Source organism: Paenibacillus sp. FSL R5-0766, assembly GCF_037971845.1.
Taxonomy (GTDB): Bacteria; Bacillota; Bacilli; order Paenibacillales; family Paenibacillaceae; genus Paenibacillus.
Genome location: NZ_CP150227.1, coordinates 718276 through 731133, shown reverse-complemented (window position 1 = coordinate 731133; position 12858 = coordinate 718276). Strand labels below are relative to the sequence as shown.

Annotated in this window: 15 protein-coding genes; 2 read left to right on the top strand and 13 right to left on the bottom strand. The window is 45.8% G+C overall.

Annotated elements, in window-relative coordinates:
• Positions 1 to 68 precede the first annotated feature (68 nt).
• The 4 genes from MKY66_RS03400 to MKY66_RS03385 form a co-directional block, all read right to left on the bottom strand.
• A complete protein-coding gene (locus MKY66_RS03400) occupies positions 69 to 1379 on the bottom strand; it encodes a PIN domain-containing protein (RefSeq protein WP_076216699.1) in 1311 nt (436 codons plus the stop codon).
• Positions 1380 to 1654: 275 nt separating this feature from the next.
• Positions 1655 to 2035 carry a hypothetical protein gene (locus tag MKY66_RS03395; protein WP_076216698.1) on the bottom strand — a complete coding sequence of 127 codons (381 nt, stop codon included), beginning with the start codon at positions 2033 to 2035 and terminating at the stop codon, positions 1655 to 1657.
• The gene (locus MKY66_RS03390) at positions 2010 to 2360 is read right to left on the bottom strand and encodes a hypothetical protein (protein ID WP_076216697.1); all 351 of its coding nucleotides are present in this window, start codon (positions 2358 to 2360) and stop codon (positions 2010 to 2012) included. Before MKY66_RS03390 ends, MKY66_RS03395 begins: the two co-directional genes overlap by 26 nt.
• 88 nt (positions 2361 to 2448) lie before the next feature.
• Positions 2449 to 2589, bottom strand: coding sequence for a hypothetical protein (locus MKY66_RS03385; RefSeq protein ID WP_256704364.1), 141 nt, complete (start codon positions 2587 to 2589; stop codon positions 2449 to 2451).
• 331 nt (positions 2590 to 2920) lie between these two features.
• Between MKY66_RS03385 and MKY66_RS03380 the strand changes: the two genes are divergently transcribed.
• Positions 2921 to 3382 carry a MarR family transcriptional regulator gene (locus MKY66_RS03380; RefSeq protein WP_076216696.1) on the top strand — a complete coding sequence of 154 codons (462 nt, stop codon included), beginning with the start codon at positions 2921 to 2923 and terminating at the stop codon, positions 3380 to 3382.
• Positions 3383 to 3481: 99 nt separating this feature from the next.
• Here the strand turns inward: MKY66_RS03380 and MKY66_RS03375 are convergent, their stop codons facing one another.
• The 3 genes from MKY66_RS03375 to MKY66_RS03365 form a co-directional block, all read right to left on the bottom strand.
• Positions 3482 to 5005, bottom strand: a complete 1524-nt coding sequence (locus MKY66_RS03375) for an MDR family MFS transporter (RefSeq protein ID WP_076216695.1) — start codon at positions 5003 to 5005, stop codon at positions 3482 to 3484.
• A 217-nt stretch (positions 5006 to 5222) separates the two neighbouring features.
• The gene (locus tag MKY66_RS03370; RefSeq protein WP_076216694.1) at positions 5223 to 5795 is read right to left on the bottom strand and encodes a GNAT family protein; all 573 of its coding nucleotides are present in this window, start codon (positions 5793 to 5795) and stop codon (positions 5223 to 5225) included.
• A gap of 199 nt (positions 5796 to 5994) precedes the next feature.
• A complete protein-coding gene (locus MKY66_RS03365) occupies positions 5995 to 6291 on the bottom strand; it encodes a hypothetical protein (RefSeq protein WP_036614170.1) in 297 nt (98 codons plus the stop codon).
• Between the two features lie 185 nt (positions 6292 to 6476).
• Here MKY66_RS03365 and MKY66_RS03360 point away from each other — a divergent pair, with 185 nt between their 5' ends.
• Positions 6477 to 6974: a GAF domain-containing protein gene (locus MKY66_RS03360; protein WP_036614172.1), complete on the top strand. Its 498-nt coding sequence runs from the start codon at positions 6477 to 6479 to the stop codon at positions 6972 to 6974.
• A gap of 151 nt (positions 6975 to 7125) precedes the next feature.
• Here MKY66_RS03360 and MKY66_RS03355 read toward each other — a convergent pair whose 3' ends face one another.
• The 6 genes from MKY66_RS03355 to MKY66_RS03330 all read right to left on the bottom strand — a co-directional run bounded on the left by MKY66_RS03355 (position 7126) and on the right by MKY66_RS03330 (position 12800).
• The gene (locus tag MKY66_RS03355; RefSeq protein WP_076216693.1) at positions 7126 to 7938 is read right to left on the bottom strand and encodes a TipAS antibiotic-recognition domain-containing protein; all 813 of its coding nucleotides are present in this window, start codon (positions 7936 to 7938) and stop codon (positions 7126 to 7128) included.
• A 369-nt stretch (positions 7939 to 8307) separates the two neighbouring features.
• Positions 8308 to 9732: an aldehyde dehydrogenase family protein gene (locus MKY66_RS03350; RefSeq protein ID WP_076216692.1), complete on the bottom strand. Its 1425-nt coding sequence runs from the start codon at positions 9730 to 9732 to the stop codon at positions 8308 to 8310.
• Positions 9733 to 9894: 162 nt separating this feature from the next.
• Positions 9895 to 10317 carry a universal stress protein gene (locus tag MKY66_RS03345; RefSeq protein ID WP_083657389.1) on the bottom strand — a complete coding sequence of 141 codons (423 nt, stop codon included), beginning with the start codon at positions 10315 to 10317 and terminating at the stop codon, positions 9895 to 9897.
• 18 nt (positions 10318 to 10335) lie between these two features.
• Positions 10336 to 11556: an MFS transporter gene (locus MKY66_RS03340; RefSeq protein WP_036614180.1), complete on the bottom strand. Its 1221-nt coding sequence runs from the start codon at positions 11554 to 11556 to the stop codon at positions 10336 to 10338.
• Between the two features lie 230 nt (positions 11557 to 11786).
• Entirely contained in the window at positions 11787 to 12239 is a 453-nt protein-coding gene (locus tag MKY66_RS03335) for a MerR family transcriptional regulator (protein ID WP_076216690.1), read from the bottom strand.
• A 198-nt stretch (positions 12240 to 12437) separates the two neighbouring features.
• Positions 12438 to 12800, bottom strand: coding sequence for an SdpI family protein (locus MKY66_RS03330; protein ID WP_076216689.1), 363 nt, complete (start codon positions 12798 to 12800; stop codon positions 12438 to 12440).
• Between the last annotated feature and the right edge of the window lie 58 nt (positions 12801 to 12858).

The window sequence follows — 12858 nt, the reverse complement described above, 5'->3', positions numbered from 1 at the left end:
TTCCAATGAGTTATTCATATCTATATAGACTGGTGAACTCAATACATAAAAAAAGAGCGACAATTTTGTCACTCGGTAATTACAATACTCGCGTCTTTAAAAGGAAATGCAGATTGGGCTAAATCATTCAGCACTTGAATCATTGAATCTGGAAACTTCTTTGTACCTTCAAGATCCAGGCTGTAGTAGTGTGTTCCTCCCAAATCCATATTGAACTTATAATAAATCTTAATATCATTGCCATAAATAATTTTCATAAATCTCTTCAGAGAATTCCTGAAATTGGAATATTCTTCATCATCTATGCCATCTTCTAGACTCACCATAAAACTCAGTTTAAATTTAGGATCGATTTCTGGAAAATCCTCATTAATATGGATTGCCTCTAACACCGAATTATCTAATATTTTTACGTCTATGGATTTAGCATTATTTCTTTGGTTTGAAAGTTTAACTTCATCATCGTGTTTCTTTAATTCTTTAATGCCTTTTATGGCCCCGGTAACTTTATCATTATCTAAATATGAATCGTCCAACTTCAACCTTTTCTTTGCATACTCTAAAAATCTTTCAGAGTTATAAAGATAGAATTGTTTGCCTTTACATTCCTTTTTAAATTCATGGACTAGTTCAGGATGCGGGCCCTTTTTTTCTCCCTTAACCTTATAAACCCAGTCCTCTTTGCTGTCATCGGTTACCAGTATAACTGATTTTATGGAGTCTTCATCACGTGCTTTGTCCAGAATTTGTTGCCAATAAACAAGATCTCCATACTCATCTTTGTAAGTGACGCCGTTATGAAGAGTTGTCTCACCTTCCTTTTCTTTCAAATCCTTATATCCAGGAGGAATTTTCGCTTGATATCGAACGCTTCCAATTTCATAAAGCTCTTTTAATCTATCAGGAGTAAACGGAACTCCTACATTATTTCCAATTAAATGAGTTACTTTATTTTGAATTTCTAACAGGTCTGGTTGAGACTCATGCTGTTTTGACAGTTCCTCCTCTATATCTATTAGACATTGGTTCAGTATTCCTTCAATGCCTTCAGACTCTAGATTTGAATGCCTTAAACCTGCCAATTCATCAATTAGTTTACTAACAGATTCGTTACATTGTTCTTTGAACTTAGTGTATGCTTTCTTTTGATTATAAATCTCTTCGTGCAAATGTTTATGATACTCAAGAGCAACTTGGTGTGGTATCCAAATTCTTTCTTTGACATTTTCCATTATTTTGAACATCGCTTCTCTTGAATCTTTTGGAAATCTATATAGATTAATAAGCATGTTGGCATCAAAAACAAACGTACACTCAGTCCATAATTCTTCAAACTCTCTCTCTGTCGGTGAGTAATATCCGGAAAATTCCTGTCGCATATATTAACCTCTTTCTGTACTAGATATCAAGAGGTGCATTTCGACAAAAAAAGTATAAATCCTTCTTTCAAAGAAAAAAGGGAGAACTCTTATCTCCTTTCCCCACAAACTGCACCCTTGACGATCCACGTCTAAGGACAAATAGTCCCACAGCACAGCCGAGTCCAAGCGCGATAACGGGCACTAGGCACACCGGAGAGGGGTTAACCTCTCTATGTGCCTAGTGTATTGCTGTTTCACCGTCATTCGATTGCCAACATACCGTCAATTTACCGTCACTTTTCGGAGGGCCAAAGCATTCCACAATCCTTGAGTGTGTTGGATATGCTTAGTAGCCCCTTGTTGATCCGTCTATCTACCGTTCTTTCACTCATGCCGCGCCCCTGAAAGAGTGCAACTGTATGTTTGCGGCGGGTCGATTTAATGTACTGGTGTGTAATGATATCCCGAGCCTCTTTATCCAAGATGGCATCAATGGCCGCATTCACCACGTCAACTTGAATTTTATAAGCAGTGTACTTGGCATGTTGATCTGGAGTCAATACTGTCACTTTACCCAAAACTTTCATCGATGCAAGCCACTGGTGATAATCCACCGTCAGTAGCTCAACAACCCGATTGATGTCCTTATCATCCGCACTTGGTATCAATTCCATTTGGACCATCACCGCCCCCATGAGCTGCACCCTCTCCCGATTGATTCATAAGTCGTTTGTTCTCAACATACAAGACGGTGCATTCATGCTGCCAATAAGCGACATCACGATTCAGTGATTCTACCTTCTCTTGTTGTATGTCCATATGAGAAGCAGACTCCCTATCTTGGTTGTACAATGCCTCTCTGTTGCTATCAGCCAAAGCTTTATACTTGTCCAGCTGGTGAAGCAGAGTACAGAACAATTCATAATCGGATTCATCGAATCGTTCCTTCGCCAGTGTATCCAATTTAGCTTGTACATCCTTTAATATCGGTGCTGTCATTTCCCCACCGCCTCAGACTGATGCAACTCCTTAGAATGGGTAGTGCGGCGGAAAGTGTGACAAATGTAATCTCCCCTGGCGTTGCATTCTAGCGGATACCCACGAGGGTCAGGATGGCGAGCAGATGCAGCCAATCCCCCAGATTGGAGATGGCCTGTGCCACCATCAATGTTACAAAAGATCGGTTATTCTTCAACGGTCGATGTCCTTCAAACGTTAATTGACTCAACCTCCTGCCAGAGATGCGGAGAAGAAGCCGCACCTCAAGGATGATTTTTCGGTATGATGAATGATCAAATTTTAAATGCTAAAAATGCAAATCTTGTGACATATCGCATGTTTTTCGTAGAAATAGAAGTTTACAATTAAACCATGGTGACAACCTGAATCTTCAAACATAACTAACCAACTAACCAACGCATATAAGTTGAAATTATTTTTTATATGAACAGCATAACGATGGGGATAACAGTGATTGGAAGGTTGTTCTATGCTCATCGTGGTAGGTTGTAACTTCATCATTTCAACTTATAAAACTAATCTGAAAAGGCGGGATCAGCATGCTGGAATTACAAGAAATCGGAACCGAACGTTCACTTCATCTGTACCGCACCTTGGCCCAGACATTCAAGAGCGTGAATGAACACGCTGTATCCGGAAGCAAAGTGCATGGCTTCAACCCTACTGCATACGGGGTGCTCGAAGTGTTATATATGAAAGGAGCTCAGCCGATTCAACAGGTTGGTGCACAACTTCTGCTGCAAAGTGGTAATGTGACCTATGTGATCGATAAGCTGGAGCAAAAAGGATTGTTACACCGCAAACATTGTCCGCAAGACAGACGTATCATCTTTGTGGAACTGACCGAAGAAGGACAGCGCACCATGGATGACATCTATCCAGGCTATGCGTTGAAGATTGATCGGGCTGTAAGTGGACTGAGCGAGGAAGACAAGGAATTGCTGTCCGAACTCTTGGGAAGGCTTGCACATTCTGCAGACCGTTTATCAGCGAACAGCTAGACCATTCTTTGCACTTGTCCATCAACAAAAATAACCGGATTTGCCTGACATCGGCGAATCCGGTTTTTCATATGTTTTTTGTATATATATATCTTCTTTTTACTTTGAGCCTTGTGGCTGCGGTGGAGCATCTGCATCTTCGGGTACAATTAAACGTTTGCGTAAAGCCAGCGTCGTTACCCACGACACCAATGCAATGACGAACATAATCACAAACAGGGAATGCAGGCTTCCTTCCAGAACGTTACGCAGTAGCGCCCATTTGTCATCAGATAAGGCAGCATCCGTATGTGGTGCGAGCAGTTCATTCAGATCATTCTCCGAAATTCCAGCCTCAACCAGATTCTGTTCATTCGATAACGTGGAGATCCGATAGTTCAACCAAGTGCCAAAAGCCGCTGCACCAATCGTCTGTCCCAATGTACGCATGAACGTATGCAGTGCGGTAGAGGAACCACGCTCCTTATACCCTACAGAAGACTGCGCAATAATGGTGAAGATCGTAAACGCAAATCCGAAACCGAGACCATAAATAAAGGTCAATATAAAGAGCACAGCCTGCGGGGATGTCCCGCCGACCAGAAAGAGTCCACCAGATCCGATCGCAATTCCGGTTAACCCAATCAATGCGGTCATACGTGATCCAATTTTCATCAATAGGCGGCCTGCCAACACACTACCAATGAGCCAGCCCACCGACATTGGCGCGAGCAGCAGCCCAGATTCCGTCGCATTACCTCCCCGAACCCCCTGCACCCAGAGCGGCAAATAACTGGTCAGGCCGATCATCAAAGTACTGGTCAGCAGTCCGGCGATATTCGCCACACGGATGTCCCGAATTCGGAACAAATGTAGTGGAACCATAGGGGCCTGAGCTCTTTTTTCCACCACGAAAAATAAAATGATAAACAGAGCGGCGACCACACTCAGCACAACAATCAGCGGAGAACTCCAGGCATAATACTGCCCACCCGCCGACAGGACGAATAACAATGCAGTAATGCCCACCGTGAAGGTCAGTGCACCAACATAGTCAATTTTGGCTGTACGCGGCGAGATATCTTCCTTCAGATAACGAAATACAAACCACATTGCAAGCAGACCAAACGGCACATTAAAACCAAAGATCCACTGCCAGCCGAGATTATCTACAAAATAACCACCAAGCAGCGGTCCCGCCAGAGAGGAAATGCCCCACACGGAGCTAATCCATCCCTGGATTTTGCCACGTTCTTCAATGGCGTAGATGTCCCCAATAATCGTAAATGTAACAGGAACTACCGCACCCGCACCAATCCCTTGAATAGCACGGAAAATAATCAATTGCTCCATGTTCTGCGAAAGACAGCACAAGAGTGAACCCAGTAAAAATAACGCACAGCCAATCAGAAATACAGGCTTTCGTCCATACAGGTCACTGATTTTGCCAAAAATAGGCGTACTCACAGCCATCGTCAACAGATATGCGGTGAAAATCCAGCTCAGCAGCTGTACACTCCCCAGCTCACTGACAATGGTCGGCCCTGCCGGACCAATTACGGTGCCTTCAATCGCTGACAGAAATGTCGCGAGCAACAGCCCCGTCAAGATGAAACTGCGCTTTAAACCTCCGGTTGCATTCACACAAACCCTTCTCTCTTCGTTTCTCTATATAATTGGTACGTTAATTTACACATCTACTACGAACCAGAACAAGCTTCCGATCGCTGTTATCCCCAGATTTTTTTCTTCTCCTCTCTAAAGGAGAAATCCGGTGATAAAGGCGATCGCTTCGCTTCTCCAGCTTTGTTCTGTTTCTTCGTTTACGTGTAAAATTAAAAACAATTATATATTGTCTCTTTTATTTACCTCGCTTGCGAAGGAACTCATCATACAGCATGGAATACATCACCATATCCTTGTATCCGGTGGACGTATGTTGCACCTGTCGCAGCAACCCTTCTCGCGTGAAGCCGCGGTTTGTCAGGAACTCGCCAGACGCCAGATTACGCGGATCAACCAGCGCTTCAATTCGATTAAGACCCATGGTCTCATACCCGAAGGGCAGCAATGCGGAGAAAGCCTCCGTCATATAACCGCGGCGCCAATAATCACGTCCCAGCTCATAACCGATCTCACCTCGGAATGCGCCTTCAAGCTGCCATGTGTTAAAGCCACAGCTGCCGATGAGCTTGCCTGTTTCTTTGAGTTCGATCCCCCAGCGGATCGCATTCTCTTCTCCTGCCATTTGGTTGAGCAGTCCAATCATGTCCGCCGCTTCGCTTGTCCCAATCATGGGTGCAAGATTCATGTAACGGGTCACCTCGCGATCTGACCAGCATGCGAACATCTGGGCCGCATCCCGGCGACGCATTTTACGCAGACGAAGCCGCGCAGTCTCCATTTCGGGAATTCTTCCTTTGCATTTATACATATAAAGACACTCCGATCCGATCTATCTCCGCAGACCATAATATTCACTAGTCATCTAATCATAACCTGCGCCGAATGGCAACTGTTCAGTCATGGACACACGTCAAAAAACCGGGCCAATTTCGCTCCCGGTCTTGTTGTACGTATGGAACAATTCAAGTTTGAGTGAATTATGGAATCATGGCTTGTCCTAATGAATTTTAAGCTTTGGACGTTTTCTTGCCCTTCCCCAGTAATTCATCGCTAACCCGGCCAAACACAGCCGTGATTTCCTTGAATTCTTCGATGCCAGTCCCGGTCAGGCTCCATTGGTCCCCGTGGGCGGTCAGGAAATTCTCCTGTGTCAGGTGTTCAAGCTCCTGCTTGATCTCCCGCTCTCCAACGCGATAGCCCCGTTCTTCCAATAGGGGTAATGCCTCGCTAACGTTCAAATCCTGATTTTGCGCGAAATATAGTAGATGAATCCGTACAAAAAGATTCTGTACCTCTGCATGCATAAGCCAAGCTCCTTCCCGGGTTATAGCCCTCCGTGGTTGCTAAGTAATTACCCCACGTAAGAAGCTGAGAAACAGGAGGATTCTTCAGGTATTCCCTTCCCTTTCCGAAATCCTCCGCTTGACTAACCGCATCCTCTGCACTATCTTGAAAATAAGTACCATTTTGCTCGGGAGGGTGATTTACCATGTTTCAAGCTGTTTCCTATGAAGGAACACGAAGTGAGCAGCACACCGCCGTCCTGGGACAGTTAAGTGCTCTGATCCGCGATGAACCTAGTGCGATTGCCAATCTGGCCAACGCTGCTGCGCTGCTCAATGTATTTATGACCGACACCAATTGGGTCGGCTTCTATCTGTATGATGGAAAAGAACTGGTCCTCGGGCCATTCCAAGGACTGCCTGCCTGTATCCGAATTCCATTGGGACGTGGTGTATGCGGCACATCTGCTGCCGAAAAACGTACCCTGGTCGTTGATGATGTTCATGCCTTCCCAGGCCACATTGCCTGTGATGCAGCATCGAACAGTGAGATCGTCGTACCGATTATCAAAAACGGCGAGCTGTACGGGGTGCTGGATATCGACAGCCCGATCAAAAACCGTTTTGACGACGAAGACCGCGTCTTCCTGGAGAAAGCCGTAAGCCTGCTCACAGAGCAGTTGGAGGCAACCATACCCCTTTAGGAAATGATGAATAAGGTGATCGGAGTCTCATCACACACGATGATGAAGAACCCGTAATAACAAAGAGCGCAGTCCTCTCAGAGGTCTGCGCTCTTTGTTATCCTTTATGATTCACACCCATGTTCTTGCTCGCCCATGTTACTTTATGCATCTAGGATAAATCATGTTCCGCTTTAATCATCATCCCATCCCGCAGGAATTCAGCCAATTTCGGGTGATAACCATCGTACATCTGACGGAAATTTTTATGCTCCACATACAGATTGGCCAAATCCCGATAGATCTCAGCGGTGGGTGTATAATAACCTTTGATCCATTCAAGATGCCTGCCAATAATCCGTTGTACTTTTGCACTACCGGGTTCCAATCCATCCTCAATGGCCTGTTGCAAGTCCAGATGAACCTGGTCAATTCTCGCCTGGGAATCCAGATAATCTTCTTTTGACTTCAACTCCTGATTTTCAGGCAATGTGGATGTATTGGAAGATTGGATGTCAGACCTCTGAGTACCTTCTGTCTGCACATGGTTCATATCATTAGTGACTACAGGGTCAGAACCCGATTCATTCAGCAACTGGTGACGTCCCTTATTTACAAAACCGATATACAGCTCATGTTCATCAAGTTCCTGTTCACCTTGCAAATGAGAGATCGTTTTGTCCAGTGTCTGAATCAATCCATGCAGACGGAGTGCCTTCTCCAGCATGTCAATCCGATGCTGCTTCATGATGCGTATGACATCCTGGGGATTATCCCGGAGCATCGGGGCAATCTCATTCTCCTTCATACCTACTTCCTTACAGAAAAGGATTTGCTGGAGTCTCAACAATTCCTGCTTTTCATAATAGATGTCCTCATCTACATCCCCAAAGGCCGGATTCAGAAGACCTGTCTCTGCATACTGGCTCAGTTCGTTCAGACTTACGCCTGACATTCCCGATACGTCCACCATGGAATACGCCATTTGAATACACCTCCTGCCTGTCCTGCAACTCCAGAGTTCAGGCTTAATTCATACTGCATTTTATTTGAATAATGAGAGAATATAAGACTTTCGGCAATGCTGTACCGCTTCATTCCGCTCGTGCTCTGGATGGGTACATCATGCTTCGGTGATATGAGCGGCGTTTAGTCAGTTATGTTGCGGTATGTTAACTATGTTATACCCGTCTCATCAGATGTGAACCCGCAGTCAGCGAAGAATCTGCATGTATTTTTGAAACTTTTTCTATGATCTTCATATAAAAAAAACCTGTGCCATTATTCTGGCACAGGAGTGTGTAGTTATGTTTTCATTGTCATACGGTATATTGAGTAAAAGAATGGAAGAGATTCACCCTTTGTTAAACATAACAAACTTCAATTCCGTCATTTCCTCTACAGCATATTTTACACCTTCTCGTCCGATACCACTCTGTTTCACCCCACCATAGGGCATGTGATCCACTCGGAACGTCGGAATATCGTTAATCATAACTCCGCCTGCTTCGATCTGATCGACAGCATGGAGGGCGGTATGAATATCGTTTGTAAATACGCCTGCCTGAAGCCCGTATATCGAATCGTTAACATGTTCAATACCCTCTTCAACGGAATCTACCGTATTGATCACAACGATGGGTGCAAACACTTCCTGACAGGATACCTTGGCATCATGCGGAACGTTAATCAGTACCGTTGGACGCAGAATGCCTCCTTCAGCTTGACCGCCTGCTGCCACCTCAGCTCCTGCCTGTTTGGCTTCTTCAATCCAATCGAGTGTACGCTGTACATCCTTGGAAGTAATCAGCGCAGAGACCACCGTATCCGGGCTCAGCGGGTCTCCGACCACCACTTGTTTGGCCGCTTCAGCGAAACGCCGGATGAATTCTTCCGAGATGTCACGATGTACGTAGATTCGCTGTAGCGAGATACATACCTGTCCCTGATAGGTGAAAGCACCGGTCACGCATCGAGGAATCACTTTGTCCAGGTCTGCGTCCTTATCCACGATCACCGCTGCATTCGACCCAAGCTCCAGTGTCACGCGTTTGAGTCCTGCTTTGCTACGAATGCTCGTGCCTACCGCTGGACTGCCTGTAAACGTAATGTGAGCAACATGGGGGTGCTCCACAAGCACATCACCAATCGTTTTGCCATCACCGCTCACCACGTTCAGTGCACCATCCGGCAATCCGGCTTCCTGAAGCAGATTAGCGATGTAATAGGAAGACAGAGGCGTCTGCTCCGCAGGTTTGAGAACAATCGTATTGCCCGCTGCCAGCGCTGGGCCTACCTTGTGGGCTACCAGATTCATTGGAAAATTAAACGGTGTGATCGCACCGATGACGCCTAGAGGTTGCCGCATCGTATAGCCAATACGACCTTCTCCACCTTTGGCTGCATCCATCGGAACCGTCTCTCCGGTCAGTCGCTTGGCTTCTTCAGCGGCAAAACGATACGTTTCCACCGTACGATCAACCTCAGCCAGTGCTGCCGTAATTGGCTTCGCCGCTTCAAGCGCTATGATTCGCGCTGCTTCTTCTTTGCGTTCTTCAAGCATGGAGGACAACTTGTACAGAATATCTGCACGCTGATGTGCAGGCATCTGGCGCATTGCCTTCCCAGCCTGAACGGCAGCTGCAATAGCAGCCTCCGCTTCCTCGGCTGAAGCCGACGAGACTTCTGCGAGCGTTTCCCCGGAGTATGGTGCTTGAAGTGTTTTATAATCTACGGATTCGGTCAGTTTGCCACCGATAAACAGATGTTGTTTTTTCATATGCTGCATCCCCCATCCTTTTAGAGCCTATTGAACTTAATCTATTTATACACTATTTCCGTGCCATCAACCCACTACGATATTCGGCAATCATAGCTTGTAACGTACCTGATGAGCCATGGTGGCGATCTTGAGCTATTGCATTATAAAGGATTTCACAACCTATTTAACCGTCAGGACGGGGCACTCTGCATGTTTTAACACACCATGGCTGACACTGCCCACGATCATCTCTGCGAGCATGCCTTTTCCACCTGTTCCCATCACGATCATTCCACAATCTCGTTCTCGCGCTACACGGCAGATCTCATTAACGGGATCACCCGCAATCAGCAGTGTCTCATATGCTACGTCTCGTCCGGACAACTGTCTGATCACCGGTTCTATAATATGCTGCCCTTCTTCGGCAATCCGAGCTTCCAGATCAACACCCAATGCAGGTTCATTAATGGAGATGGCAGGATTAACATGCACGATCAACAGACTTGCAGGTTGTTTCATATCTTCAGCCAGAATCAATGCTTGTTCCAAAGCCTTATGCGCATGATCCGAACCATCAACAGCAACTAATATACGTTTCAGCATTGCAATTCCTCCTGTGAATTAATGAGATGTAATGGCGGAATCGATATCCCGCAAATGATGACGGCGCACCAGCAGTACCACGACTCCAACCAGAACCATTAATGCGCCAAAATAAAACGGCGTTTCCGGCAGGAACCACTCGGACAATTTACCCGCAAGCCATGGAGCAAGTGCACCGCCCAGGAAACGAACGAAGCTGTATGCAGCAGAAGCAACAGAACGCTCCACAGGTGCAGCTTCCATAACAGCCGTTGTAATCAATGTGTTGTTAATCCCAAGGAAAATCCCCGCTACAATGACTGCCACAATAACGGTAGTTGGTGAACCCATCACCGTACCTACTGCCATAACAACTAGATCAATCGCGAACAATGTAAGCATGACACTCATGGACGGAACCGATCCGAATCGGCGTTGTAATCTTGGTGCGACGAATACCGACGTAATCGCTAGCATCAGTCCCCAGCCAAAGAATACATAACCCAGGCCGTGCTCATCCAGATTCATGACATATGGTGAATAAGCCATCAAGGTAAAGAATCCAAAGTTATACAGGAAGGCGGTAATCGCCAATGTTTTCAGTGAAGGATAACTTAATGCTTTGAACGGATCGGACAAAGAACTGCGTGTTTTCGGTTTAGCCATTTTGGGCAGCATAAATGTAATGCTGATAAAGGCAATCGCCATCAGGACAGCCACCCCATAGAACGGGCCACGCCAAGAGATGGAACCTAGTTCACCACCAAGCAGCGGTCCAACCGCAATCCCCAGACCAAGCGCTGCTTCGTACAAAATAATCGCTTTGGCTGTCCCCGACGTGGACAGTCCCACAATGGCAGATAACGCCGTTGCGATGAACAAGGCATTACCCAGTCCCCAACCGCCACGGTAACCAACCAGTGCACCTACCGTGTCTGAGGTACCGCCGAGGAACGAGAAGATAATAATCAGCAGTATCCCGCTGAGCAACGTCCACTTCACACCAATCCGGCTGGATACGACACCTGTAATCAGCATCGCTACCCCGGTTACAGCGTTATAACTCGTAAATAGCAGTGACACCTGGCTTTTCGAAGCATGCAGCTGATCTGCAATCGCAGGCAGAATCGGGTCAACCAGACCCAGACCCATAAAGGATATGATACATGCAAAAGCAACCGCCCATACCGCTCGCGGTTGGGATAACAGGCCCCCACGTGATGACGGCAATTCGTCCGGTAATGATGGCTCTCTTTTCATACGTAATTCCTCCTGTGAATAATTTATGTGGTGAAACTTTTCATTTGAAAATAACTGTGAAAACGATGAAAACATTGCGTTCATTTTCAGAATTAGAGGTAACAAAACGGCACAAATGACACCGAAACATCCGGTGTTTGTACAGGATCGCCACAGGTACTGTGGTGCTCACTCCATGTAGCGATTATGTGTATACAGTTTTGTTTATTAAATATTAGATGCTAATTGGGTTAGCCGTCTTCATCACCCTGCGGATCATGTGCCTGTAACCTCTGAATACCCCTCCGAACGCGTTCACGCAGCTCTTCCAGTTCAGTCTGTACGGCATATATGCTCTGAAGTTTCTGCTCAATCAGTTGCAACTGACCATCCAGCGTTGTCTCCATCGCGGTAAGCTTCTCGATCCGTTCTCTTACTTCGGTCGTCTGCTGGTAGTCAAAACGTTGTTCGTTCAAGGCATCTGCCGTTGCCACATAGGTATGTAGCTCCTGAAGGGAGAATCCAAGTACCTCTTTGGCGCGAACCACCTTTTTCAGATAATCGATATCCTCCCGAGTGTACAATCGCGTCCCGCCATCTGTCCGCTGAGGTGAAGGCATGACACCAATCTCTTCATAATACCGAATGGTTCGCTTGGTCAAACCACATTCCTTGGCTACGTCGTCGATTTTATATAAACTCATTTCCCTCACCTCTTTCATATGTATGTAATGTTATGTACATAATTATATATAATATTAACGTTAACGTCAACGTTAGATTTCATGTATGAAGTATTAGCAAGTTTAACAGCCTCTTCGCTTCTCTATCTTCAACAAAAAAAGACCCGCTTCAAACGCGAGTCTTCCCCTCTACACTCTACACGATTCATTCATTATACCTTAAACGTTCTGCTCATTCTGTTGCTGTTGCTGTTGAGCACGCTGCATTTGCTTCAACCGGCCTTCAACTCTGGTAAACAATCTGAACGTATAAAATCCTGTAGCAACCAGACTCAGCACCAAAGCTCGTACATCTGTAAGCCAGAAACCGATAATGCCGAATATCGTAATGATCACACCAAATTGCATCATCAGATTGGCGCTATAACTTTGCGCTTCGTCCCACAACTCGGGATTACTCATTGCACGCGGGGTCCGATAACCATATATTCCGTTAATCATTTTCGGTGGTTTTTTGAACACCATGAACCCCAGAATGAAATAACACACTCCAATGATGATCCCAACTACTGCTCCTGTCAAAACGTTCTCCCCTTCACTATATAACTTCCTAAACCACATGCCATAAAAAATATAAAAA

Bases quoted from the DNA above. Each gene is read 5' to 3' on its own strand.
- MKY66_RS03400 (WP_076216699.1), bottom strand. From the start codon at position 1,379: ATGCGACAGGAATTTTCCGGATATTACTCACCGACAGAGAGAGAGTTT.
- MKY66_RS03395 (WP_076216698.1), bottom strand. From the start codon at position 2,035: ATGGAATTGATACCAAGTGCGGATGATAAGGACATCAATCGGGTTGTT.
- MKY66_RS03390 (WP_076216697.1), bottom strand. From the start codon at position 2,360: ATGACAGCACCGATATTAAAGGATGTACAAGCTAAATTGGATACACTG.
- MKY66_RS03380 (WP_076216696.1), top strand. From the start codon at position 2,921: ATGCTGGAATTACAAGAAATCGGAACCGAACGTTCACTTCATCTGTAC.
- MKY66_RS03370 (WP_076216694.1), bottom strand. From the start codon at position 5,795: ATGTATAAATGCAAAGGAAGAATTCCCGAAATGGAGACTGCGCGGCTT.
- MKY66_RS03365 (WP_036614170.1), bottom strand. From the start codon at position 6,291: ATGCATGCAGAGGTACAGAATCTTTTTGTACGGATTCATCTACTATAT.
- MKY66_RS03360 (WP_036614172.1), top strand. From the start codon at position 6,477: ATGTTTCAAGCTGTTTCCTATGAAGGAACACGAAGTGAGCAGCACACC.
- MKY66_RS03355 (WP_076216693.1), bottom strand. From the start codon at position 7,938: ATGGCGTATTCCATGGTGGACGTATCGGGAATGTCAGGCGTAAGTCTG.
- MKY66_RS03350 (WP_076216692.1), bottom strand. From the start codon at position 9,732: ATGAAAAAACAACATCTGTTTATCGGTGGCAAACTGACCGAATCCGTA.
- MKY66_RS03345 (WP_083657389.1), bottom strand. From the start codon at position 10,317: ATGCTGAAACGTATATTAGTTGCTGTTGATGGTTCGGATCATGCGCAT.
- MKY66_RS03340 (WP_036614180.1), bottom strand. From the start codon at position 11,556: ATGAAAAGAGAGCCATCATTACCGGACGAATTGCCGTCATCACGTGGG.
- MKY66_RS03335 (WP_076216690.1), bottom strand. From the start codon at position 12,239: ATGAGTTTATATAAAATCGACGACGTAGCCAAGGAATGTGGTTTGACC.